The organism is Streptomyces daqingensis (assembly GCF_014645895.1).
In the GTDB taxonomy this organism is placed as follows: domain Bacteria; phylum Actinomycetota; class Actinomycetes; order Streptomycetales; family Streptomycetaceae; genus Streptomyces; species Streptomyces daqingensis.
Genome location: NZ_BMMP01000009.1, coordinates 20,769 through 43,321, shown reverse-complemented (window position 1 = coordinate 43,321; position 22,553 = coordinate 20,769). Strand labels below are relative to the sequence as shown.

General features: G+C 71.0%; 19 protein-coding genes. 10 read left to right on the top strand and 9 right to left on the bottom strand.

All coding sequences use genetic code 11. From position 1 onward, the window contains the following. Positions 1–124 precede the first annotated feature (124 nt). The gene (locus tag IEY56_RS14670; RefSeq protein ID WP_189037629.1) at positions 125–598 is read left to right on the top strand and encodes a carboxymuconolactone decarboxylase family protein; all 474 of its coding nucleotides are present in this window, start codon (positions 125–127) and stop codon (positions 596–598) included. 512 nt (positions 599–1,110) lie between these two features. Here the strand turns inward: IEY56_RS14670 and IEY56_RS14665 are convergent. Continuing rightward, positions 1,111–1,314 carry a hypothetical protein gene (locus tag IEY56_RS14665; RefSeq protein ID WP_189037628.1) on the bottom strand — a complete coding sequence of 68 codons (204 nt, stop codon included), beginning with the start codon at positions 1,312–1,314 and terminating at the stop codon, positions 1,111–1,113. 44 nt (positions 1,315–1,358) lie between these two features. Between IEY56_RS14665 and IEY56_RS14660 the strand changes: the two genes are divergently transcribed. Then, entirely contained in the window at positions 1,359–2,459 is a 1,101-nt protein-coding gene (locus tag IEY56_RS14660) for a P1 family peptidase (RefSeq protein ID WP_189037627.1), read from the top strand. A 491-nt stretch (positions 2,460–2,950) separates the two neighbouring features. Here the strand turns inward: IEY56_RS14660 and IEY56_RS14655 are convergent, their stop codons facing one another. After that, a complete protein-coding gene (locus IEY56_RS14655; protein WP_045865284.1) occupies positions 2,951–3,967 on the bottom strand; it encodes a sigma-70 family RNA polymerase sigma factor in 1,017 nt (338 codons plus the stop codon). Positions 3,968–4,098: 131 nt separating this feature from the next. Between IEY56_RS14655 and IEY56_RS14650 the strand changes: the two genes are divergently transcribed. The 4 genes from IEY56_RS14650 to IEY56_RS14635 all read left to right on the top strand — a co-directional run bounded on the left by IEY56_RS14650 (position 4,099) and on the right by IEY56_RS14635 (position 9,315). Further along, positions 4,099–4,779 (top strand): GNAT family N-acetyltransferase, encoded by a 681-nt coding sequence (locus tag IEY56_RS14650; protein WP_189037626.1) that lies wholly within the window; start codon positions 4,099–4,101, stop codon positions 4,777–4,779. A 229-nt stretch (positions 4,780–5,008) separates the two neighbouring features. Beyond that, positions 5,009–5,680, top strand: a complete 672-nt coding sequence (wrbA, locus tag IEY56_RS14645) for an NAD(P)H:quinone oxidoreductase (protein WP_189037625.1) — start codon at positions 5,009–5,011, stop codon at positions 5,678–5,680. 378 nt (positions 5,681–6,058) lie between these two features. After that, complete coding sequence (locus IEY56_RS14640; protein WP_189037624.1) at positions 6,059–7,909, top strand: glycoside hydrolase family 3 protein; 1,851 nt, start codon at positions 6,059–6,061, stop codon at positions 7,907–7,909. 392 nt (positions 7,910–8,301) lie between these two features. After that, the gene (locus tag IEY56_RS14635) at positions 8,302–9,315 is read left to right on the top strand and encodes an Acg family FMN-binding oxidoreductase (RefSeq protein WP_189037623.1); all 1,014 of its coding nucleotides are present in this window, start codon (positions 8,302–8,304) and stop codon (positions 9,313–9,315) included. A gap of 222 nt (positions 9,316–9,537) precedes the next feature. On the opposite strand, the gene IEY56_RS14630 is transcribed toward IEY56_RS14635, so the two are convergent. Continuing rightward, positions 9,538–10,104 carry an Rv1733c family protein gene (locus IEY56_RS14630; RefSeq protein WP_189037622.1) on the bottom strand — a complete coding sequence of 189 codons (567 nt, stop codon included), beginning with the start codon at positions 10,102–10,104 and terminating at the stop codon, positions 9,538–9,540. 305 nt (positions 10,105–10,409) lie between these two features. On the opposite strand from IEY56_RS14630, the gene IEY56_RS14625 reads away from it, so the two are divergent. Further along, entirely contained in the window at positions 10,410–11,117 is a 708-nt protein-coding gene (locus IEY56_RS14625; protein WP_189037822.1) for a response regulator, read from the top strand. A 307-nt stretch (positions 11,118–11,424) separates the two neighbouring features. Here the strand turns inward: IEY56_RS14625 and IEY56_RS14620 are convergent, their stop codons facing one another. After that, positions 11,425–13,158: a sensor histidine kinase gene (locus IEY56_RS14620; protein ID WP_189037621.1), complete on the bottom strand. Its 1,734-nt coding sequence runs from the start codon at positions 13,156–13,158 to the stop codon at positions 11,425–11,427. A 394-nt stretch (positions 13,159–13,552) separates the two neighbouring features. Between IEY56_RS14620 and IEY56_RS14615 the strand changes: the two genes are divergently transcribed. Further along, complete coding sequence (locus IEY56_RS14615) at positions 13,553–14,257, top strand: CBS domain-containing protein (protein ID WP_229711899.1); 705 nt, start codon at positions 13,553–13,555, stop codon at positions 14,255–14,257. Between the two features lie 37 nt (positions 14,258–14,294). Here the strand turns inward: IEY56_RS14615 and IEY56_RS14610 are convergent, their stop codons facing one another. The 4 genes from IEY56_RS14610 to IEY56_RS14595 form a co-directional block, all read right to left on the bottom strand. Then, positions 14,295–15,512: an NAD-dependent epimerase/dehydratase family protein gene (locus tag IEY56_RS14610; protein WP_189037620.1), complete on the bottom strand. Its 1,218-nt coding sequence runs from the start codon at positions 15,510–15,512 to the stop codon at positions 14,295–14,297. Between the two features lie 222 nt (positions 15,513–15,734). Continuing rightward, positions 15,735–16,208, bottom strand: a complete 474-nt coding sequence (locus tag IEY56_RS14605; RefSeq protein ID WP_189037619.1) for a DUF2267 domain-containing protein — start codon at positions 16,206–16,208, stop codon at positions 15,735–15,737. 93 nt (positions 16,209–16,301) lie between these two features. Next, on the bottom strand, positions 16,302–17,255 hold the full coding sequence (locus IEY56_RS14600; protein ID WP_189037618.1) for an alpha/beta hydrolase fold domain-containing protein: 954 nt from the start codon (positions 17,253–17,255) through the stop codon (positions 16,302–16,304). A 44-nt stretch (positions 17,256–17,299) separates the two neighbouring features. Next, positions 17,300–18,523, bottom strand: coding sequence for an FUSC family protein (locus tag IEY56_RS14595; protein WP_189037617.1), 1,224 nt, complete (start codon positions 18,521–18,523; stop codon positions 17,300–17,302). A gap of 286 nt (positions 18,524–18,809) precedes the next feature. Between IEY56_RS14595 and ctaD the strand changes: the two genes are divergently transcribed. Next, the gene (ctaD, locus tag IEY56_RS14590; protein WP_189037616.1) at positions 18,810–20,486 is read left to right on the top strand and encodes an aa3-type cytochrome oxidase subunit I; all 1,677 of its coding nucleotides are present in this window, start codon (positions 18,810–18,812) and stop codon (positions 20,484–20,486) included. A 9-nt stretch (positions 20,487–20,495) separates the two neighbouring features. Continuing rightward, the gene (locus IEY56_RS14585; RefSeq protein WP_189037615.1) at positions 20,496–20,861 is read left to right on the top strand and encodes a hypothetical protein; all 366 of its coding nucleotides are present in this window, start codon (positions 20,496–20,498) and stop codon (positions 20,859–20,861) included. A gap of 111 nt (positions 20,862–20,972) precedes the next feature. Here the strand turns inward: IEY56_RS14585 and IEY56_RS14580 are convergent, their stop codons facing one another. Next, the gene (locus tag IEY56_RS14580; protein WP_189037614.1) at positions 20,973–22,058 is read right to left on the bottom strand and encodes an alcohol dehydrogenase catalytic domain-containing protein; all 1,086 of its coding nucleotides are present in this window, start codon (positions 22,056–22,058) and stop codon (positions 20,973–20,975) included. Between the last annotated feature and the right edge of the window lie 495 nt (positions 22,059–22,553).

Genomic DNA, 22,553 nt, shown 5'->3' with positions numbered 1-22,553 from the left:
AGGAGGGCCCAGCAGAGCCACCCGGTTCGTTCCATGGAGACGTACGTCACAGGTGCCCGTGTCACATCGCGCGGGACCACTCCGTCGTAGGTGTGTGAGCACTGACAACGACAGAGGAGTCCCCATGGAAGCCCGCTTGAACGTCTTCGGCAACGCCGTCGCGGACAAGGTCGTGAAGCACCTCGTCTCGGCGAACCAGGCGATCTCGCACTCGACGCTGCCCGCCTCGACGCAGGAGCTGATGAGGCTTCGGGCGAGTCAGATCAACGGCTGCGCATTCTGCACGGACATGCACACCAAGGAGGCCATCGCCGCGGGTGAGACGTCGGTGCGCCTCCACATGGTCGCGACGTGGCGGGAGGCCACCGTCTTCACAGAGGCGGAGCGGGCCGCTCTGGAGCTGACCGAGGAGGGCACCCGCATCGCAGACGCCGCGGGTGGCGTCTCCGACGAGGTCTGGGCGAACGCAGCGAAGCACTACGACGAGGAGCAGCTCGGAGCGATGGTCGTCCTGATCGCGCTCATCAACGCCTTCAACAGGGCGAACGTCATCATCCAGCAGCCGGGCGGCGACTACCAGGCCGGCCAGTTCGGATAAGCGGAAGCCGGCTGCTCCGGAGGTGATCCGGTGCGGCCGAGTGTGACTGGGGTGGCCGGGTGTGGCCGGTGCACCGACCGCAGCCGTGATCAGGCCGCGGGTCGTGGTCAGACCGCGGGCCGCCTGGCGCGGCCGGGCTTCCATGCGCGGAATGCGGCCGGTCACCGGGGGCGGGGGGGGTGGGGGTAGGGGGTGGGGGCCCCAGAACCGCGAGCGAGCGGGTCCCAACAGCCCCGGGCCAGGCGGCGGAGCGCCGGCTACCGGCTCCGGTGCTGGAGACCGGCTGGCCGTGGCGGCTGAGGGAGCCGGGCGGCTTTGGCCGACCGGCTCGGCTGACTGGCTGCCTGGGCTGGTTGGGCTGGTTGGCGTACCGCGTCGGCCTGGCTGGGCTGGCTGGCTGCGGGGCCGCCGTCAGTCACCAGAGCCGGGCCGTGCCAGAGCCGTGCCCGGGCCAGAGCCCGTTGCAGAGCCGGGTCCCGTGTCAGCACGTGCCAAGCCCGGGCTGGTGACGGTCACAGATGGTGCGGGGGTTTCTCGTCCAGGAAGCGGGCGAGGTCCGCAGCAGCGTCCGCACCGCTGCCGCCGGACGAGGCGGCGCCTCTGCCCGTCCGCTCTCCCCAGCCGCTGTCGGTGTCGTCCGCGGAGCGCATGCTGAGCGGATCGCCGAAGTCCAGCGCGTCGGCGGCGTCGGAGGGCCGTTCGGAACCGGTGGTCATGCGACAAGCCTACGGGCCGTCCACGTCCCTGATATCCATGCCGCATGACGACTCAGGATGCGCTTACGGACGTGCCGGGCCTGCGGGTGGGGCACGCGCAGCGGACCGGGAACGACCAGCCTGGCTGGCTGAGCGGTACGACTGTGGTCCTCGCGCCCGAGGGCGGTGCCGTCGCCGGTGTCGACTCCCGCGGGGGTGCTCCCGGCACGCGGGAGACCGACGCGCTGGACCCGCGGAACGTGGTCGAGCGCATCCACGCGGTGGTGCTGACCGGAGGCAGCGCCTTCGGGCTCGACTGCGTCGCCGGCGTGATGGGCTGGCTGGAGGAGCACGGCCGCGGCGTCCTCGTGGGACGCGACCCGGCCCAGGTCGTCCCCGTCGTACCTGCCGCCGTCCTCTTCGATCTCGGCCGCGGCGGCGACTGGCGGGCCCGGCCGGACGCGTCCCTGGGGCGGGAGGCGGTAGAGGCCGCGGGACGGTCGGAGGCGGGGGCCCCGGTTCCGCAGGGCAACGTCGGGGCCGGCACGGGCGCCGTGGTGGGCGGTCTCAAAGGCGGGATCGGCTCGGCGAGCACCGTGCTCCCCTCCGGGGTGACCGTGGGAGCGCTGGCGGCCGTCAACGCGGCCGGTTCGGCGCTGGACCCCGACACCGGCGTGCTCTACGGCGAGATGTGGGAAGGGCACGCACCATGGCTGCCCGGGGCAGCCGCACACGACGAGGCGCGGCGCCGTCTGGCCCAGGCGCAGCAGGAGACGGGCGCCCGCTCCGCGGGAGTGCTGCGTCCTCCCTTCAACACGACGCTGGCAGTGGTCGCGACGGACGCGGCGCTCACCCGGCCCCAGGCGCAGAAGCTCGCGGGCACCGCCCACGACGGGTTGGCGCGAGGGGTTCGGCCCGTCCACCTCATGCACGACGGCGACACCGTCTTCGCCTTGTCGACCGGCGAACGTCCGCTTGCTGGAACGGAGTTGAACGATGTGCTCGCCGCAGGGGCGGACGTGCTGACCCGCGCCGTGGTGAAGGCAGTCCTGGCGGCCGAAAGCGTGGACGGTCCCGGCGGGGTCTTCCCCTCGTTCCGCGACCTGTACGGGCGCCCGCCATCAGACCCGACCGCGACCGATGCGGACAGCACCGGTTCGGACTAGACGGGTTCGGACGGCCGTCCGTCTTGGCAGCTTCGGACGGCGCTGGTTCGCTGGGCGCCCGTACGACGGGCGGCCGCAGACCGGCGACAACGTCCGCCCGCGGTCTGACGGACGCCTGGCCACCCACGCAGTCCGGAGACGGCGTCCTGGCCCGGCCCCCACGCCCCGTCTCACGCGGCACCGGCTCGTATGGACCTGACCCGGCGCGCCCCGTCCCGTACAGCCGCGGCCCGCGCGGTACCCGCAGTACACGATGAGCCGGCACACGAAAGAGTCCCGGCGCTCGGGGGAGGGCGCCGGGACTCGACCTGGGGCGGCGGCTCACCGGCCGCCACGTAAGGGATGCAGTTGTCGCGCTGATGCTCGCGCGCGTCGGTGCGGTCGCCGCCGGTCGGGAACGGCTGGGCGAGAGCCCGCCCGGCCGCGCCGCCGGATCTCGGCCACACCTCCGGGTCACCGCCGGAGCGGCGCCCCACGGGCTTCGACGCCGATCAGGCAGCGGCGTCGAAACCGGTGTCGGAGGCCAGCTTCTTCAGCTCCAGCAGCGCGTGCTTCTCGATCTGCCGGATCCGCTCGCGAGTGAGGCCGTGCTGCTTGCCGACCTCCGTCAGCGTGCGCTCGCGGCCGTCCACCATGCCGTAGCGCGCCTTGATGATGGACGCCGTACGGGAGTCGAGACGGCTGATGAGCCCGTCGAGCTCCTCCCGGCGCAGCAGTGTCAGCACGGACTGCTCGGGCGAGGCCGCGGAGGTGTCTTCCAGCAGATCGCCGAACTGCGTCTCGCCTTCGTCGTCGACCGACATGTTGAGGCTGACGGGGTCGCGCGCCCAGTCGAGCACGTCGATCACGCGCTCGGGCGTGGAGTTCAGCTCGGCGGCGACCTCCGAGGGCTCCGGTTCGCGGCCGTTCTCCCTGTTGAACTCCCGCTGCACACGCCGGATCCGGCCGAGCTCCTCCACCAGGTGGACGGGCAGGCGGATCGTCCGCGACTGGTCGGCGATCGATCGCGTGATGGCCTGGCGGATCCACCACGTCGCGTACGTGGAGAACTTGAATCCCTTGCGGTAGTCGAACTTCTCCACGGCGCGTACGAGGCCCGCGTTGCCCTCCTGGATCAGGTCCAGCAGCGGCAGTCCGCTGCGGGGGTACCGGCGGGCGACCGCGACGACGAGGCGGAGGTTGGACCGGATGAAGACGTCCTTGGCGCGCTCGCCCTCCGCGACGATCGCTTCCAGCTCTTCGCGGTCCGCGGTCGCGCTGGCCGAGTCGGCGCTGAGCGGCTGCTCTTCCTGGTCCAGTATTCGGCGGGCGTAGACACCTGCCTCGATGGCGAGCGACAGCTCGACTTCCTTTGCCGCGTCGAGCAGTGGCGTGCGGGCGATCTCGTCGAGATACATGCCGACCAGGTCGCGGTCCGCGACTTCGCTGCCTGCGGCGCGAACACTGCTTGCCGTGTCAGCTGCACCGGTCGTGGCGGCCTGACGACGGGCGACGGCACGGGTTGCCATGCGTGCTCCCTTGCGAGTGGACTCATTCTGGTCGGTGGCTTCGATCGGACACTCCCCGAGTGCCCCCATCCGAAGGAAACAACGAGTGGAAACCGGACTTAATTCCCAACCGCCGCGTCGAATTCGTGATCATGCAGTACCCTGTCCGGCCCACCTGGAGGGATCCGAAGGTGAGCGAGTCGACAGAGATCCTGGTCAGAGCGGGCGCCGAGGAAGATCTCAAGGCGCTGACCGACATCTACAACCACTACGTCCGCGAGTCGGCCGCCACGTTCGACACAGAGCCGTTCACACCGACTGAAAGGCGTGAGTGGCTGCTCTCCCACCGTGAAGACGACCCGTACCGCCTGATGGTTGCGCTGGAGCAGCAGATCGCCGCCACCGGACGCCTCAAGGAGCGCGCGGAGTCCTCGGGCCTCGTCGGGCTGCCGGCGACCTCCGGAAGGCTTCCCTGCCCCGCGGGCACACGATCCGGCGCGAGGGCTTCCGCTTTCGGCCAAGTTCTCGGCTTCGCCAGCAGCAGCCCGTTCCGCCCGAGACCCGCGTACAGCACTTCGGTCGAGGTCAGTGTCTACGTGGCGCCGGAGGCGGCGGGCCGCGGGATCGGAACCCTGCTCTACGAGCATCTCTTCGCAGCGCTAAAGGGGCAGGATCTGCACCGGGCCTACGCCGGGATCACGGTGCCCAACGCCGCTTCGGTGCGTCTGCACGAGCGCTTCGGTTTCGCACTGGTCGGTACGTACAGCGAGGCGGGCCGGAAGTTCGGCCGCTACCACGACGTGCAGCGCTACGAGAAGGCACTGGGCCGTTGACCTGCGACTTCCGGCGCGGTGAGCCATGGGGAGAGGCGGGCGGAGGCGGCGCCCGGACGGGCAATCTCCCTGCCGCATAACGCACTTGTGGGGCGGATCACACCCATTGCCCAGCCCTCAGCGGGTAGTTCCACCTTCAACGAATTCTTCGCGAAGCGGCTCCCCGCTCGGCGGAGCGTCGCCACGCAACGCACAGCACAGCACCACACCTGGACAGGAGGTTCTCTGCATGAGCACCCCGGCTCCGACCACCGCAGCACCGAACACCGCAGCACCGAACACCGCGGGACCGCTCAGGATCGCCGTCGTCTACTACTCGTCGACCGGAACGATCGCCGCACTCGCCCGCGAGATCAGCGAGACCGCCGAGAAGGCCGGCGCGGAGGTGCGGCTGCGCCGCGCACCCGAGCTGGCGCCCCGGTCGGCCATCGAGTCCAACCCCGCGTGGGCGGAGAACCTGCGGGCGACGGAGGACATCCCGGAGGCCTCGCCCTCCGACGTGGACTGGGCGGACGCCGTACTCCTCGGGACGCCCACCCGCTTCGGCAACGTCTCCGCGCAGCTCAAGCAGGTGCTCGACCAGCTCGGGCCCCTCTGGGCGGAGGGCCGCCTGGCCGACAAGGTGTACAGCGGGTTCACGTCCTCGGCCTCGCCGCACGGCGGCCAGGAGTCGACGCTGCTCGCCCTGTACAACTCGGTCCACCATTTCGGCGGACTGACCGTCGCACCGGGCTACACCGATCAGTCCAAGTTCGTCGACGGCAATCCGTACGGCACCTCGCACACCGACGCCCAGGGGAACAACCCTGTGGACGAGACGGCACGCACAGCTGCCAGGGTGCAGACGGAGCGAGTGATCCGCATCGCCGAAGCGCTGAAGGCCGGACTGGCAGTCAGCTGACTCTGCGACGCACCGTCAGAGCAGCGCCCCCGCAGAGCAACACCTCCGACCGCTGAGGCGGGCCGTCCCGTCACCGTCGCCACCAGTCCGGCGACGGTGGCGGCGACCGTCACCTCGCGCCGTCCGGTGCCACCGGTTCCGCTGCGGCGGTTTCACGTCCGTCCGCACAGCCCGCTCTCAACGCCCCTCCGCGGCCCCTGCTGCGCCGTCCCGACCTGGTCTTCGCCCGTTCGTCGCCACTGGACTGGACCGATGAACTTCAGCGCGGCGTCTGGTCCTTCACAACCCGGCACTGCGACTATGTGCGCTCCCGTATGCCCGGCTCCACGTCGCCCGTTCGAGTCGCATGTTCGAGTCGCCCGTTTGAGGAGCACCACGATGCAGCAGACGCCGCCGCAGCCGCACCACCCCACCTCCCGCAGACAGGTCCTGGCCGGTGCCGCCGGCGCCGCGGCCGCCTTCGGCCTCACCGCCGCCTCCGCCGGACCGGCCCAGGCGGCCGGACCGGCCGGCGCCGCGGAGGAGGCCGCCCGCATCCGTCGCAACGCCCGGACGATGCTCGGCCGGATGTCGCTGAAGGAGAAGATCGGCCAGCTCTTCGTCCTCGAGGTCTACGGCACCCGTGCCGACAGCTCGCACGCCAAGAACAAGGAGCTGTACGGGGTTTCGACGCCGGCCGAGGTCGTCTCCAAGTACCGCCCCGGCGGCGTGATCTACTTCGACGCCCGCCGCGGCCCCGACAACCTCAAGGACGCCCGGCAGGTCGCGAAGCTCTCCAACGGGCTGCAGCGGGCGGCCCTCCGCTCGGGGGCACGCATCCCGCTGCTGGTCTCCATCGACCAGGAAGGCGGCAGCGTCGTCTTCCGGATGCTGGAGCCCGCCACGCAGCTGCCGGGCAACATGGCGCTCGCCGCGGGCCGTTCACGCACGGACGTCCGCCGCTCGGCCGAGATCATCGGCAGCGAACTGGCCGCGATGGGCATCAACCAGAACTACGCCCCGGTCGCCGACGTCAACATCAACCCGAACAACCCGATCATCGGCGTCCGCTCCTTCGGCTCCGACCCCGAGTTGTGCTCGACGTTCGTCGCCGACTCCGTGCGGGGCTATCACCGCGGCGAAGTCGCCAGCGCCGCCAAGCACTTCCCCGGGCACGGGGACACGGACGTCGACAGCCACACCGGCCTGCCGGTCATCAAGCACACCCGCGAAGAGCTGGACAGCATCGACCTGCCGCCGTTCCGCGCGGCCATCGCACGCGGTGTCGACACGATCATGACCGCGCACATCGTCGTCCCCTCGCTGGACTCCAGCGAGGTCCCCGCGACCATGTCGAAGCCCATCGTCACGGGCCTGCTCCGCGAGGAACTGGGCTTCGACGGGCTCATCGTCACGGACGCCCTCGACATGGGCGGTGCGACGGAGGACTTCCCGCCGGACGTCGCCCCCGTACGCGCACTGCAGGCGGGCTGCGACCAGCTGGTGCTCGCCCCGAAGACGGACACCGCACACGCCGCCGTGCTCGCGGCAGTCGAATCCGGCGACGTGACCGAGTCGCGTCTCGACGCCTCCGTGCTGCGCATCCTCGAACACAAGATGCGCAACGGTCTCTTCCCCCGCCCGTACGTCGACGAGGCACGCGCCGAGCGCTTCGTCGGGAACCGGCGGCACGCAGCCGACGCGGCACGCATCACCGACCGCACGGTCACGCTCGTACGCAACGAGGGCAAGGTGCTCCCCCTCTCGGGCGCGGAGCGCTCCGTGCTGGTCACCGGCTGGGGAGCGGACCAGGTCGCGGCGCTCGCCAAGGCCGTCGGGAAGCGCTCCGGGCAGTCCGCCACCCCCCTGGAGACCGGTCCGACGCCCACCGAGGCGAAGATCGAGGAGGCGGCCTCCGCCGCGCGCGACCACGACGTGACTGTGGTGGTGACCAACGCCGCCGCGTCCGCGAAGGACAAGGGCGCCGCCCAGGCGTCGTTGGTGAAGGCCCTCATGAAGAGCGGCAGCCAGGTCGTCGCGGTCGCCGTCCGGAACGCCTACGACATCCAGCGCTTCCCCGACGTCCCCGCCTACCTCGCCACGTTCTCCTACGGCGACCTCTCCCTCGCCTCTGTGGACGACGCCCTGTACGGCGATCTCAACCCCTCGGGAAGACTTCCCGTCAGCATTCCCGCCCTCGACGACCCGGAGAAGTCGCTCTACGACTTCGGCGACGGGCTGAGCTACTGACGCGGACGGACAGAAGCACGCAGGACGGAAATAGGCCGGACAGAAGCACGGCCGCGAACAGGGCGGATCTGCGGCTCCCTGAGGCAGCACCCCGTCGGGACTCCCGGCGGGGTGCTGCCTCTTGTCCGTGCCGCGTGCGCCGTACCGCGTGCGCCGTGCCGCGTGCGCCGTGCCGCGTGCGCCGTGCCGCGTGCGTCGTGCCGGGGCCCGGGTGCGGGCTTTCGCCGTCTCCCGCGCGCCCCTGTCCCCCATGTCCAGGGACATTCGGCCCCATTTCCGGTTCCCCAGGGCCCTCGCCGCTCGCGCGTCCGGCGCAGCAGGCTGTCGAGTGAGACACCGGTCTCGTCACTTCGTGAAGCGGTCGTGAACCGGAAAGGAGGCAGGAGACGCTCATGCATCCCACCTCATTCACTGACGACGAGGTGGTCGAGAGTCTTGTCCGCGATGCCTCTACGGCACCGTCCATGCACAACGCACAGCCGTGGCGATTCCGCTACAGGCGAGCCGACCATTCGATAACCCTGTACGCGCACTTCGGACGCGGGATGTCGCAGTCCGATCCTCAGATGCGCTCCCTCCACGTGGGCTGCGGAGCTGCGCTGTTCAACCTGCGGGTCGCCGCTCTGCATGCCGGGTTCCGTCCAGTGACACGTCTCCTGCCCGACCCGGCCGACCCCCAGACGCTCGCCACGGTGACGCTGATGGACACGGGCAACTCGATCGACCCGGATGTGGCACGGCTCCACAGTGCGATCGCGGAACGGCGGAAGAACCACTATCCGTACGCCGAGCGGCCGATCCCGTCCCCGCTGGTGAACCTCCTCGTCGACCAGGTCCGCGCGGAGGGTGCGCGGCTGGCCTTCATCTCCGGCTGGCACCTGGCCCTCGTCCTCGACCTGATCGAGCAGGCGGAGCTGGACTCGCACCGGCTCGGCGACCCGGAAGAGGCGCGCCTGTTCCGTACCGGAGTGACTCTGGAGGGCACGTCGTCGGCCGGCCCGCACGTCGTGGAGGGCATGTCCGACAACGCCCTCGGTCCTGCCGAGCGCGACGAGCGGACGCCCCCGCGTGACTCTTCCCGCGCCCCCGCGGAGACGGGTCGGCGCAGCCAGTCCGACGACCGGCCGGTACCGCACCTGGGGCTGATCTACACCGAGCAGGACCGGCCCGCCGACTGGCTTGCCGCCGGACAGGCCATGGAGCGCCTGCTGCTGGTGGCGACGAGAGAGGGGTTGGCCAGCTCGTTCGCGACGCAGGCTCTGGAGCGTACGGAGCTGCGCTGGCTGCTGCGCGACCCCGTGTGGGGGACGGGTCCCGTGCAGACAGTGATCCGGCTGACCTACGGGCCGCGCGGTGAGCCGATGCAGCCGCGGCCGGCCGGTGACGTGCTCGACATCGTGCCCTGACGCCGCTCCAGCGCCGCTCCCGGAGAGCCGGAGAGCTGTCGAGGATCGGCCAGAGTGCCGGGGGCGAGCGCCGGGGAGAGCGCCGGCGGTGAGTTCCGGGGACAGCGGTGCGGAGGGCTCGGCAAGCTCAGGCAGATGCTTGAGGGAGGACGCCGATCCGCCGGGCATCGGCCTGAGCCGGTCCGGTCCGGCGGCCGGTCCCTTCCGGGAGCCCGCGGTGCACTATTCGCTGCGGCTCCACCACGGCCCGACGGCCGCCCACTCCCGCTCCCACTCCTTGTCCCGGGTTGCGTCGATGCGCCGTCGCGAGAGCCAGCAGCCGCCCGCGATCACGAAGCAGGTCGCCACAGCCGCGGCGCTGCCCGCCGCGGCGCTCTCCCCCCGGATCTCCGTCGTGCCCGGTGGCGGCTGCCGCGGGACTCCGCGGCTGTCGAGCCACACCGTGACGTTCTCCCGGGCAGGAGTGCCCGCCTCGACAGGTGCACGGGCCGTCCTGGAGTGTCCGTCCGCCGACTCCCAGCGGACCTTCGCGGGAACCCTGGGATCACCCGTCACGGTGGCGAAGCTGTCCGTGGTCGGCGCGTCCTCGAGCAGCACGGCCTTCGTCCGGGTCAGGTGTGAGCTCTCCCTCAGGTTGTCCCCGAGGGCGTCCGAAGCCGACGCTCCGGCGACCGGCGCACTGACCGCCATGGCGGCCACGGCGGCGAGACCCACCCACGCCTCCACCCGGTCGGAACGGCGCTTCAGCGGGTTCTTCCGCCAGCGCCACAGCCACTTTCTGGTCTTCATCAGCCGACTCCCCTCAGCGGGCGGCAATTCGGCTTCACGCATCAGGTGACCTGTCCGCGGACTCCCAAGGGGGCCGAACGGCCACCGATCGGTGGACGACCGGCCTCCTCTTGGCCCTGGTCGGGTCCGTTCGGCCCTATTCGCGCGCCGGACCGGGGAGTGACGATGCGGACAGACGGCTGCGAAGCGGATATCGACTGGCAGATATCGACAGACAGGCACTGTCAGGTGCCGACAGGTGCCGACAGGTGCCGACAGACGCGAACAGCCGTGACGGCGGAAACGAGCGGAATCACGAGGCCGACATGAGCGATCTGCGCACGTTCTCCGAGCAGAACCCCATCCGGGTCCTGCTGCTGGACGATCACGAGGTCGTACGGCGCGGAGTGCACGACCTGCTGGAGTCCGAGGCGGACATCGACGTCGTCGGTGAGGCGGCGACCGCCGATCAGGCGCTCACGCGCGGGCCGGCCCTGCGGCCCCACGTGGCGGTCCTGGACGTACGGCTGCCCGACGGCGACGGCGTGACCGTCTGCCGGGAGCTGCGCTCCCAGATGCCCGACCTCGCGTGCCTGATGCTGACCTCCTTCGACGACGACGAAGCGCTGCTCGACGCGATCATGGCGGGTGCGGCCGGCTATGTCCTCAAGCAGATCAAGGGCTCCGACCTGGTCTCGGCCGTGCGGACAGTGGCAGCCGGGCAGTCGATGCTCGACCCGGCGACGACCGCGCGGCTGATGGGCAGCCTCCGGGGCCCGGACGCGCACAAGGACGAGCAGGGTCCCGCCGCCTTCGCGGACCTCTCCCCCCGGGAACGCGACATCCTCGAACTCATCGGGGAGGGGATGACGAACCACGAGATCGGCAAGCGGCTCTACCTGTCCGAGAAGACGGTCAAGAACCACATCTCACGGCTGCTGGCGAAGCTGGGCGTCGAACGGCGCGTACAGGCCGCCGTCCTGGCCACGCAGGCGCACGTCCAGGAGGAGACCCGGCAGCACCATTCGCACTGAAGCCCCGGAAGTCGCGCGGTCTACGCCGGTGTCAGCCCGGTGCTGCGACGTACGGCGGCACACCTCCCCGCTGAGCGACCCCCGGCGTACGACTGACTGCGACGGGCGAGCGGCACCGGAGAGTCAGCCACCGTGCGGGTCACTGGCGGGTACAGGGCGGGGTCGGCCCTAAGCGTTGGCGCACTGGCCGACTGGCCTATTGGCGCGCTGGTCGACTGGCTGAACCACTGCGCCATCTCGATGGCGCCCAGCCCGTGCGTCACGCCGAAGTTCCGACAGGCAGGCAGAGGCTGAGAGGCACAGAGGTTCAGCCAGTGGGCATGCGCAGCGGAACCCGCCACAGCAGCCTCGTCCCGCCCGCTTCCGGGGTCTCCAGACGCAGTTCGCCGCCCAGCCGTTCGGCACGCTCGGCGAGGTTGTGCAGGCCGCTGTGCTGCGCCCCGGCGGGGACGCCCACACCGTCGTCCTCGACCGTGAGCCGGAAGGCGCCCCCTTCCGCCTCCGCCGCCACCTGGACGGCACCCGCTCCGGAGTGGCGGGCCGCGTTGGACAGGGCCTCCCGCAGCACGGCAACTGCCTGGTCGGCGATCTCCGCCGGCACCTCCGTCTCCAGCAGGCCCTCCAGACGCAGCGCGGGTGTGAATCCCAGTGCCGGGGCGACGTCCTGCACCGCGTCCGTGAGGCGGCTGCGCAGCCCCTCCCCGCCCGGCTCGGTGTCGTGCGCGCGCAGTCCGAAGATCGTCGAGCGGATGATCTTGATGGTGGCGTCGAGGTCGTCGACAGCGCGCGTCAGCCGTTCGCCCGCCTCGGGGTGTTCGACGAACCGCATGGCGCTCTGCAGGGTCATTCCCGTCGCGAACAATCGCTGGATCGCCAGATCGTGCAGGTCGCGTGCGATGCGGTCGCGGTCCTCGAAGAGTGCGATCTGCTCGGCGTCGCGCCTCCGTTCGGCCAGTTCCATGGCGACCGCCGCCTGGCCCGCGAACGCGCTGAGGGGCGCCGTCTGGGTGTCGGCGAAGGGCGGGCGCGGCTTGGACCGCGCGAGGAGCAGCACTCCGCGCGAGGCGTCCTCCGCGATCATCGGCACCGCGACGGCGGGCCCCATGCCGGCCCAGCGGGGCGGCCCCGCGGTGACGCGGGGATCGTGCTCGACGTCCACGCTCGTGGTGACCTCGCCCGCGTCGACCGCCGCACCCGCGAAGGACCCCTCACGCGGCAGCAGCAGCCCGCGGTGGGCGTCGGCGTCGGTCCCGTACGCCACGGCCACCCTCAGCACCTCGCCGTTCTCCTCGGGCAGGGCCAGCACGCCCAGATCGGCGGAGAGGATGTCGCGCGCCAGTTCGACGATCAGTCCGAGGACCCGCCTCTCCCCGACCCCGGAGAGCAACGCACGCGTGACCTCGGCGTTCGCCTCCATCCAGCGCTGACGGTAGTTGGCCTCCTCGTACAGCCTGGCGTTCTCGATGGCCACTCCGGCGGCGGCGGCGAGCGTCGAGAGCACCGTCTCGTCCTCGCTGTCGAACTCCTTGCTGTCCCGCTTCTCGGCCAGGTAGAGGTTGCCGAACACCTCGTCGCGCACGCGGATCGGCACCCCGAGGAACGAGCGCATCGGGGGATGGTCCAGCGGGAAGCCCCGCGAGGACGGGTGCTGCGCGAGATCGGGCAGCCTCAGGGGCATCGGATTGCGGATGAGTTCGCCGAGCAGTCCGTGCCCGGTGGGCAGCGGGCCGACGGACCTGACCTGCTCGTCGGTCACTCCCACAGGGATGAACTGCGCGAATGTGCCGTCCTCACCGATCACTCCGAGCGCACCGTACTCCGCGTCGACGAGCAGCACCGCCGCTTCCGCGATGCGCTGCAGCACCTGTGACAGCTCCAGCTCCCGTCCCACGGAGAGCACTGCTTCGAGGAGGCTGTGGATGCGGTCGCGCGTGCCGCGCACGGCGTCGATCCGTACCTGCAGCTCCTCGAGGAGGTCGTCGAGCTGCATACGGGGCAGGTGGCCGGTGGGTCCGTCGTCTTCGTGCTGCACAGCGCTCATCGACCTCCGCCCGCAACGGGAGGATTCGGCAGAAATGCCGGTTTCTCTCGTCCAAACAGTAGCCCCGCGCCTGCGCGACGGCACGGGATGCGCCCCGCAGCCCATGGAGGTCCTCTGGAGCCCACCGCAGCCTCGCTGCACGCGCCCCGTCCCGGACAGAGGACGGCCTTGACGGGCACCACTGCGGACGCCCATCGCACACCCGCAAAGCGCCCGCCGTCGGGCCGGTCGGGACAGGGGAACGGACGCGGTCGGATCCTGCGGGACGGGACCAACAGTCGCCCTTTGTGTGTCGTTCGGATCTGCACCCCGGCCTCCGAGGGGATGAGACTGGGGTGCAGGACCCAATCCAGCGCCCTCACGGACAGAGGGGCCGGAAAGGGAGGTGGGACCGTTGCACTCCGGCAGCGTCGGCGAGCTGATGTCCGCCCCGGGCGTCGCGGTGCGGCGCGGCACCGGTCTGGAGGAGGTCGCGGCGCTGATCGCCGAACACCGCGTTCACGCTGTCGCGGTGATCGACGACGAGGGGCACCCCGTGGGCGTCGTCTCGCAGCGGGACCTGCGATACGGCGGAGACCGCTCCCCCGCTGCCCGCGCGCCGCTGCCCGCGCTGCCGCGTACGCCTGGCCGAGCCGCCGGAGCGCGCCACAGTAGCCGCGCCGCCCCGACAGCCGGTGACGTCATGACCAGCCCTGCCGTCACGGCGCTGCCCACGTGGTCTCTGCCGGAGGCGGTGCGGACGATGGAACGCCGCCGGGTCAAGCGGCTCCCCGTCGTCGACGCGGGCGATCAGCTCGTCGGCTTCCTCAGCAGGAGCGACATCCTGCGTTCGTTCCTCCGCGAGGATGCGGACGTGCGGGCGGAGATCACGGCCGAGGTCCTGTCGGACACGCTCGGCATCGGCCCGTCCCAGGTCAGGGTCACGGTGACGGACGGGCGGGTGACGCTGCAGGGCATCGTCGCCCACCGTGATCTGCTGCTCGTCGTGGACAGGCTCGTCCGCGGGGTGGCCGGCGTGGTCGAGGTCCGCAACCACCTCGCCTACTCCACCGACGCGCCGTCCGGCCGTTCGGCGATCCAGCCCGCGCAGCCCCGCTGATCATGCGCCCGCGCCTCTCGCAAGCCGGGCAAGGCTCTCAGGGGTGCTCGCCCACGCCTGTGCGCAGTTCGCGGAACCTGCCGCCGCCGGGCATGCGCCTGGCCAGCGTCGGTGTGTCCATTCCGGCGACCGTCCGCAGACCCTGCAGGAACTCGCCCAGTGCTTCCTCCGACGACCACCTGGGTGACCATCCCAGCTCCTGCCGTGCCTTGCCGGAGTTCATCAGCGGCAGCCGTAGCACCGCGTCGAACAGCTGGGGCGACGCGGGGAGCAGGTGCGAGTGCCACCCAGCGACGAGAGCTGTACGCACGGGGCGCAGCGGCATCCGGACGACCCTGGCGTCCAGCAGCCCGGCGAGCAGCTCGGCGTCGACCACAGGGTCCGCGGCGAGGTTGAACGCCCCGCGTGCGCTGCCCGTGACGGCGAGGCGGTAGGCCTCGGCCGCGTCGTCGGTGTGCATCGCCTGGAAGCGCAGGCCCGGCAGGTCGGGGACGATCGGCAGCAGCCCCGGACGGACCAGCCGCTGCGGCACGAACGGCCCCGCGAACAGCCGGCGCTGTTCGCTCGCGGACTCCTTCTTGAACAGGAAACCCGGCCTCATGCGCACGACGCGGACGCCCGGGTGTTCGCGCTCGTAGCTGTCGAGAGCGCGCTCCAGGTACGACTTCTCGCGGCAGTAGGCCGCTTCCGGCCAGCCGTGCGTGGGCCAGGCCTCGTCGACCTGCCGGTGCTTCGGGCCGGGAGCGTAGGCGCCGACGGAGGAGGCGTGGACGAGCGCGGGGACGCCGGCGTCCGCCACCGCCTGGAAGACGCGCAGGCTGCCGAGCACGTTCGTACGCCACGTGACGACGGGACGGTGCGTCGGCTGGAACAGCCACGCCAGGTGGACGACCGCGTCAGCGCCCTTGAACAGCCGCACCAGATCGTCCTTCGCCTCGTCCCTCTGGCCGACGGCGTGCCATCCGCCGGCGCCGCTCCCGGCGTCCGCAGCGCCGCCTCCGTCGTAGCCGCCCCGGCCGATGTCGACGGAGGCCCAGTCCGTCTTCGGCGGTGACCAGCCGGGGATGCGGCGCGAGATGCCGAGGACCGATCCGACCTGCGGGTCGTCCGACAGTGCCTTGACGACGCTCGTGCCGACGTTGCCGGTGGCTCCGACGACCACGACGCGCAGTCCGGCACCGTCCCCCCGGCCGCCGCCAGGTCCGCCGCCGGCTCCGTCGGCGCTGCGGGAAGTGCGAGGGTTCCCAGGATTCATGTGCGTCTCCTTCTCTCCGCCGGGCGCTCCGGGTGCCCCGCGTCGGTGGTCTGCGTAACGGTGCTCAGCTCTGCTGTTCGCGCGGGGTGCGTCTCTCTGTCCGGTTGCCGGCGTCTCCTGACGTCGGCCGGCTCGGTTCGCCTGCGGCTGTGCGGACGCGCGGGACCGTACGGGCGCATGCGGCTGCGGGCCCTCGCGGGTCCGCTGCACTCCCGGTCCGTTTCACTGTGCTGCCGCGTCGTCCGGCGGCCCGGCCGCGCCGCCCGGCATACCGGCTCGGCCGGAGGGCATGACGTCGCGGATGTCCGGCGGCAGCGCTCCCTCCAGCTTCCGCATGAGTTCGGGCGCCACGGCCGCGTCCAGAACGTTCAGCACGGCCGCCGCCCGCACCAGGGCGTCCTCTTCGGATGTCTCCGCCCGCCACGCCACGCGTCCGGCGAAGACCGGCAGATCGAACGGCTCGCCCCGCACCCGGGCCTCTGCCCGCACGTGCGGCGACGCCTCGTGCTCGGCGACGGCGCGCCGCAGCGGCTGGGCCGCCTCGTGCGGGAGCTGCGCGGCGAGGTGGTCGGCCACTCCGTCGGGGACGCGTTCGGCGACGGTCTCCAGAGTGGCCCGTACGGCCGCCTCGGCGTCCTGGCGGCTCCCCAGCCCGGCGCGCGCCTGCACCTGCCCGGTGAACTCCTCGTAGCGCATCCGTCCGCACCCCTTCGGGTCTGCTTCGTCCGCTACGGGGCCGGGTGACCGTTCAGGGCGCTCCGACACACGCGGCCCGTCCGCTCCGCCCTCTCAGCGGGACGGCACGCCCTCCGGGGCCCCGCCCCCACCGCTGGTGCTCCCGGCGGTGCGGGCCGTGAGCCGGAGCCCGGAGAGGATCCGCTCCCTCGCGTCGCGCCCCTCGGGCACGGGCCACAGGGGATAGGCATGGATCTGCCCGGGAGCTTCATGGAGGTCGACGGCGACTCCGGCGGATGTCGCCCGCTCAGTGAAACGCCTGGCGTCGGGGAGGAGGATGTCGCGGTCACCGATGTAGACCTCCGTGGCAGGCAGTCCGTCCATACGGCCGTTCAGGGGGCTCACCGCGGGATCGGACGGGGCCAGGTCTCCCGCCCACAGTGCGCCCGTGTACCGGAGCGGTTCGACGGCCAGCATCGGGTCTCTCGGCTGGATCTTCTCCGCGTCCGGGTCGCCGAGCGCGGCGTCCAGCCACGGCGAGAGAAGGGCGAGCCGAGCGGGCGGCGCGTCGCCCTGCTCGTGCAGGCGCTGTGCCACTGCGAGGGAGAGACCGCCGCCCGCGGAGTCGCCCATGAAGACCGCGGGCGCCGGTGCGGTTGTCAGCTCCCTGGCCAGTGCGGTGAGACGGGGCAGGGACTCCTCCGCCGTTCCCCGCGGGGCCAGCGGATAGACGGGGACGACGATCTGGGCGGGCGTCTGCCCGGCCAGTTCCTTGATCAGCGCCCAGTGGTTGTAGCCGATCTCCTCGATGTAGGCCCCTCCGTGCAGATAGAGCACGCTCAGCTGAGGGGTCCGCCCGTGCGGGACGACCTCGTAGCAGGGGAAGCCGTGGCCGAAGCGCAACGTCACGGCGCACGTCTTGTCCAAATGCCCGGGCGGTCCGAAGTGGGCCGGACGCGTCAGCTGCTTCTCCACCTTGCGCCGGACCTGAGCGAGGTCGCGATACCCGAATTTGTGTCCGACTGCGGACATGGCCTGCGCCAGCACACGGCTGCTCGTGCTCGGCATGCCCTGCCTCCTCTCCTCGTCGCGGCGGTCGCCCGGGCGTCAGGTCAGCTCCGGCGGCCGCTCTCCCCTGCGGCCTTCTCCAGTACGTCGCGGGTGTGCCGTATCTCGTCCGTGAGGCGGACCGCCTCGGCCAGGAGGATTCCGTACGGCTCGGAAGGATCACTCACCGGGAGCGAACTCACGTCCGCGTACTCGGCCATCCGGGTGCGCGCTCTCTCGGCCCGGTCCACGGCGTCGCGCAACTCGTGCGACTGCTGCGTGACCCGGTCCTCGTCGAGACGGGTGAGCACCTCAGCCGCCTCCTCGAAACCGGTCAGGAACGCGCCGTAGTGCCACAGGAATTCGCGGTGCTCGGGGCCGCCCCCCTCCTCAGGGCTCTGGTCGAAGCTGCGCGTCATCGACGCGACCTGATACGTGACCCGCTCCAGGGCGTCGACGAGTGACTGGTAGCCGCTGAAACCCGACCACTGCCGCCGCCGCCCCAGGATGCGGCGCGGGTGGAAGCGGATGCTCTCCCGGGCCGTGCGCACGGACGACTGCGCCTGCTCCGCCAGCGGTGCGAGCCGCGTCGCGCGCTGCCGCCAGCGCTGCGTGAGCTCCTTGTCCGGAGTTCCTTCCCGCAACGTCGGGGACATCTCGCCGGCGAGGTTCAGGAGGCCCTGTCCGAGTGCGTGGATCCCGTGCTCGGCGCTGCGGTAACGCATCGGCGGCATCACCAAAACGTTCACCACGACCCCCACGCCGCACCCGATCAGCACGAGCAGAATGATCTGTCCGAGAGACTCCAGGCCCTGGCGCTCCCCCGGCGCGGCCGCATAGATGGAGAAGGCGAAGAACGCCGCAGTCGACACCTGCGTGCCCTGCGACCCCAGACGCCCCCACCGTCCGATCAGCAAGGCCACCAGCGCGACGAGCGCGAAGCTCAGCATGGTCGGCCCCGCCAGGGGGCCCACCAGTCCGGACAGCGCCACTCCGGCCGTCACGGCTCCCACGTAGCGCAACGCCTGCACGATCGACTGATACGCGGTGATCTGCACGATCAGCACCGCGGAGAACGGCGCGAACGCGGGGCTCTGGGCCTGCATGACGTCGTCGGCCAAGTACCACGAGAGGGTCGCGACCAGCGCACTCTTGCCGATGAGGGTCAGCGTGTGCCGCTCAGGACCCGCCGTGCGGACCGCTCGCCGCCACCACTGCACGGCTCTGCCCGGCAGACCCTGCGGCGAGGTCGCCCGCGCAGGGCTGGGTGCTGCCGCTGCTCCGGCCATCGGTCTGCTCCCTGGTGTCGGCTGCCTCTGCGACTCCCCTGCGTACCCCTGTCCGTCTCTTCGACCCACGAGTGCGACGCCCCTCGGCCGCCCTGAGCGCCGCCTCAGCAGATCAACGCCATCTGGGCACGGCCCACGTATGGGTGAAGTGCTCGTTTCCGGAGGAGCGGAAGGTACCAACGTCGTGAAAGTCGTGAAACCGGCATCGCAACGCCCGCCGCAGTCGTACGGGTTGCCGCGATCACAGACGAACACAGACGCAACACAGGCGAGCAAAGGGGCCACCATGTCAGTGCTGACCGAGCCGCCACGGGAGCGTGCCCGTGAACGCACACCGGGGGCCGTGGCCGTCACGTGGCTCACCACCACCGACCACAAGAAGATCGGCTCGCTGTACATGGTGAGCGGCTTCGTCTTCTTCCTCCTCGGAGGACTGCTCGCCCTGCTCATGCGGGCCGAACTGGCCCGGCCCGGGATGCAGTTGATCTCCGCCGAGCAGTACAACCAGGCGTTCACGATGCACGGCACCATCATGATGCTGTTCTTCGCGACCCCGCTCTTCGCCGGTTTCGCCAACGCGATCATGCCGCTGCAGATCGGCTCGCCCGACGTGGCGTTCCCCCGGCTGAACATGCTGTCGTACTGGCTGTATTTCTTCGGCGGCCTGATCGCGGTGGCGGGGTTCCTCACCCCGCAAGGAGCCGCCGACTTCGGCTGGTTCGCGTACACGCCGCTCTCCGACGGCGAGCACACCCCGTACATCGGCGGGGACTTGTGGGTGATGGGGCTGGCGCTCTCCGGGTTCGGCACCATCCTCGGCGCCGTCAACTTCATCACGACGATCATCTGCATGCGCGCGCCCGGAATGACGATGTTCCGCATGCCGATCTTCACCTGGAACGTGCTGCTGACGAGCGTGCTCGTGCTGCTGGCGTTCCCCGTGCTCGCGGCGGCGCTCTTCGCGCTGGAGGCGGACCGCAAGTTCGGTGCGCACATCTACGACGCCGCCAACGGCGGGCCGCTGCTGTGGCAGCACCTGTTCTGGTTCTTCGGCCACCCCGAGGTCTACATCATCGCGCTGCCGTTCTTCGGAGTGGTGACCGAGATCTTTCCCGTCTTCAGCCGCAAGCCGACGTTCGGCTACGTCGGCCTGGTGGGCGCCACGATCGCCATCACGGGGCTGTCGGTCACGGTCTGGGCCCACCACATGTTCGCGACCGGGGCGGTGCTCCTGCCGTTCTTCTCCTTCATGTCGTTCCTCATCGCGGTGCCCACGGGAGTGAAGTTCTTCAACTGGATCGGCACCATGTGGAGAGGTTCGCTGTCGTTCGAGACGCCGATGCTGTGGAGCGTCGGCTTCCTCGTGACCTTCCTCTTCGGCGGCCTGACGGGCGTGCTGCTCGCGTCCCCGCCGATGGACTTCCACGTGACCGACAGCTACTTCGTCGTGGCCCACTTCCACTACGTGGTCTTCGGGACGGTCGTCTTCGCGATGTTCGCCGGCTTCTACTTCTGGTGGCCGAAGTTCACGGGCCGCATGCTCGACGAGACCCTCGGCAAGATCCACTTCTGGACCCTGTTCATCGGCTTCCACACCACGTTCCTCATCCACCACTGGCTGGGCGCCGAGGGAATGCCGCGCCGGTACGCGGACTACCTCGCCAGCGACGGGTTCACCGCGCTCAACACCATCTCCACCATCGGCGCGTTCGTACTCGGCCTCTCGACCCTGCCGTTCCTCTACAACGTGTGGAAGACCGCCGTGTCCGGCGAGAAGGTCACCGTGGACGACCCGTGGGGATACGGCCGTTCGCTGGAGTGGGCGACGTCCTGCCCGCCCCCCAGGCACAACTTCCTCACGCTGCCCCGCATCCGTTCCGAGTCCCCCGCCTTCGACCTGCACCACCCCGAGCAGGCGTCCATCGAACCGCCCGCGGTGGTCAACCCGCCGCGCGAGAGCTGACGTACGGCCGTGCGGAGGTCCACGACCGGCCAGGACGAGGCAACCAGGGGCATCGCCCAGCTGGAGGGCTACCTGCTGGCGCAGACGTACCGGGAGAACGCCCGCACCGAGGCGGAGGCATTCGCGGACCGGCTGCCGTGGCTGACGTCCGCCCAGCACGAGGAGGTCGTGAGCCTCTACACCGCCGAGCGGATGGCGCTCACTCGGCGGGTGCTGGAGGCGACAGTGCAACGCTGCGGGGAGCTCCGGCAGGAGTACACGGACCGCTACGAGCAGCTCCGCGGCCGTCTCCTGCTGCGGGTGACGGTGGCGCTGCTGGCGATGTTCGCCGCGTGCGCCACGGCGTCCGCGGTACTGCTCACCGTCGCCCGCTGACGCCCGGACAGCGCGACGCCAGACGACAAGCTGGTGCGACGGCGGCAGACGACAACCGGCTGCCGGCCGTCGTCTGCCGCGTCGTCCGCGGCGCACGAGTCAGCGCGCGAATCAGCCCGCGGTGGCGACGAGGGACGCGCGGTCGGCCCTGTAGACCTGCGGGCCCCTGACGGCGACCTTCAACGCTCCGGTGTCCTCCGCACCCGCGAAGACCTCGTACGCCTCCTCCATCGAGTCGAGTTCGAAGACGTGTGTCACCAGCGGCGACGTCGTCAGCCTCCCGGCGTTCAGCATGCTCAGCAGCATCGGCACCGAGGAGGTGTCGACGAGGCCGGTGCGGATCGTCAAGTCCTTCTGCCACAGGTCCTCGAGGTGGAGGGCCGCGGGCTTGCCGTGCACTCCGACGTTGGCGACGTGCCCTCCGGCACGGACCATGCGCGTGCACATCTCGAACGTCTCCGGCAGCCCCACCGCCTCGATCGCCACGTCGGCCCCGAGCCCGTCCGTCAGGTCTGCGACGAGCTGCTCGGGTTCGTCCGACGCGAGCACGTGCGCGTCGGCGCCCAGCCGTGCGGCCGACTGCAGGCGGCCGGACAGCCTGTCCACCGCGATGATCCGGTCGGGCGAGTACAGCCGCGCCGTGGCGACGGCCGCGAGACCGACCGGTCCGGCGCCCACGACGGCGACCGTGTCACCGGGACGCACCGAACCGTTCAGCACGCCGACCTCGTAACCCGTCGGGAAGGTGTCGGCGAACAGCACCGCGTCCTGACTGTCGACGGCGCCGGGCAGCAGATGCACGGAGTGGTCGGCGAACGGCACACGGACGTACTCAGCTTGCGTGCCGTCGATGCGGTTCCCCAGCAGCCAGCCCCCTCCGCCACGGCACTGCCCGTACGTGCCTTCGCGGCAGTACCGGCAGCGTCCGCACGCGGTGATGCAGGAGACGAGCACACGGTCACCCGGCCGTACCGTCCGCACTTCGCGTCCCGTCTCGACGACCTCCCCGACGGCCTCGTGGCCGAGCACCGTCCCGTCCGCCACCCCGGGCACGTCGCCCTGGAGGATGTGCAGGTCTGTACCGCAGATGCTCGCCGTCTCCACCCGGACGACGGCGTCCGCGGGGTCCTTCAGGTCGGGCTCGGCGACGTCCTCCCACGCGGACCTGCCGGGGCCATGGAAGACGAACCCCTTCATGGATCTCTCCTCCCGTCGTGCGCGGCTCGTGCCTGCCTTCTCGGCCGTTCACCCGCCGCGCTTCGTCCGGCCCGCCTCCAGCCTGGACGTCCCGGCCCCGCGTGTGCATGGGCCGTTCGGTCCCGGCTTCGGGCCGCGAGGCCCCTCGGGCGGACGCGTCGCGAACGGGGACGTTCGGCCCGTCTCCGGGTCCCTACGGCCCTGGTCGCCGCAGCGCAGGGGCGGCCACGCTGAGAGTGAGACGTTCGCGACGCGCACTGTTCGACGTGGACTCGCCGCTGCCGGGTGCTCCCAACTCCTTGGTTCGCACGCGCAGCGATCCGGACGCGTCGGACGGCGGACGGATCGACGGCCACGACAGATCGACGGCCGTCGCGCGGACAGCTCGAGGGCCCGAGTCCGAGCAGTTCGACGCGGTCCGTACACCGACGGCGTCCGGGCGGACGGGCGGACCGGCCCCGTTCGGGCAGTCAGGCGTGACGCTCGCGCCGCGGG

Coding starts and splice junctions, on each gene's coding strand:
- wrbA (WP_189037625.1), top strand. CDS start 5,009: ATGAGCACCCCGGCTCCGACCACCGCAGCACCGAACACCGCAGCACCG.
- IEY56_RS14625 (WP_189037822.1), top strand. CDS start 10,410: ATGAGCGATCTGCGCACGTTCTCCGAGCAGAACCCCATCCGGGTCCTG.
- IEY56_RS14610 (WP_189037620.1), bottom strand. CDS start 15,512: ATGAATCCTGGGAACCCTCGCACTTCCCGCAGCGCCGACGGAGCCGGC.
- IEY56_RS14600 (WP_189037618.1), bottom strand. CDS start 17,255: ATGCCGAGCACGAGCAGCCGTGTGCTGGCGCAGGCCATGTCCGCAGTC.
- IEY56_RS14660 (WP_189037627.1), top strand. CDS start 1,359: ATGACGACTCAGGATGCGCTTACGGACGTGCCGGGCCTGCGGGTGGGG.
- IEY56_RS14665 (WP_189037628.1), bottom strand. CDS start 1,314: ATGACCACCGGTTCCGAACGGCCCTCCGACGCCGCCGACGCGCTGGAC.
- IEY56_RS14605 (WP_189037619.1), bottom strand. CDS start 16,208: ATGCGCTACGAGGAGTTCACCGGGCAGGTGCAGGCGCGCGCCGGGCTG.
- IEY56_RS14595 (WP_189037617.1), bottom strand. CDS start 18,523: ATGGCCGGAGCAGCGGCAGCACCCAGCCCTGCGCGGGCGACCTCGCCG.
- ctaD (WP_189037616.1), top strand. CDS start 18,810: ATGTCAGTGCTGACCGAGCCGCCACGGGAGCGTGCCCGTGAACGCACA.
- IEY56_RS14655 (WP_045865284.1), bottom strand. CDS start 3,967: ATGGCAACCCGTGCCGTCGCCCGTCGTCAGGCCGCCACGACCGGTGCA.
- IEY56_RS14620 (WP_189037621.1), bottom strand. CDS start 13,158: ATGAGCGCTGTGCAGCACGAAGACGACGGACCCACCGGCCACCTGCCC.
- IEY56_RS14640 (WP_189037624.1), top strand. CDS start 6,059: ATGCAGCAGACGCCGCCGCAGCCGCACCACCCCACCTCCCGCAGACAG.
- IEY56_RS14630 (WP_189037622.1), bottom strand. CDS start 10,104: ATGAAGACCAGAAAGTGGCTGTGGCGCTGGCGGAAGAACCCGCTGAAG.
- IEY56_RS14650 (WP_189037626.1), top strand. CDS start 4,099: ATGCAGTACCCTGTCCGGCCCACCTGGAGGGATCCGAAGGTGAGCGAG.
- IEY56_RS14635 (WP_189037623.1), top strand. CDS start 8,302: ATGCATCCCACCTCATTCACTGACGACGAGGTGGTCGAGAGTCTTGTC.
- IEY56_RS14670 (WP_189037629.1), top strand. CDS start 125: ATGGAAGCCCGCTTGAACGTCTTCGGCAACGCCGTCGCGGACAAGGTC.
- IEY56_RS14580 (WP_189037614.1), bottom strand. CDS start 22,058: ATGAAGGGGTTCGTCTTCCATGGCCCCGGCAGGTCCGCGTGGGAGGAC.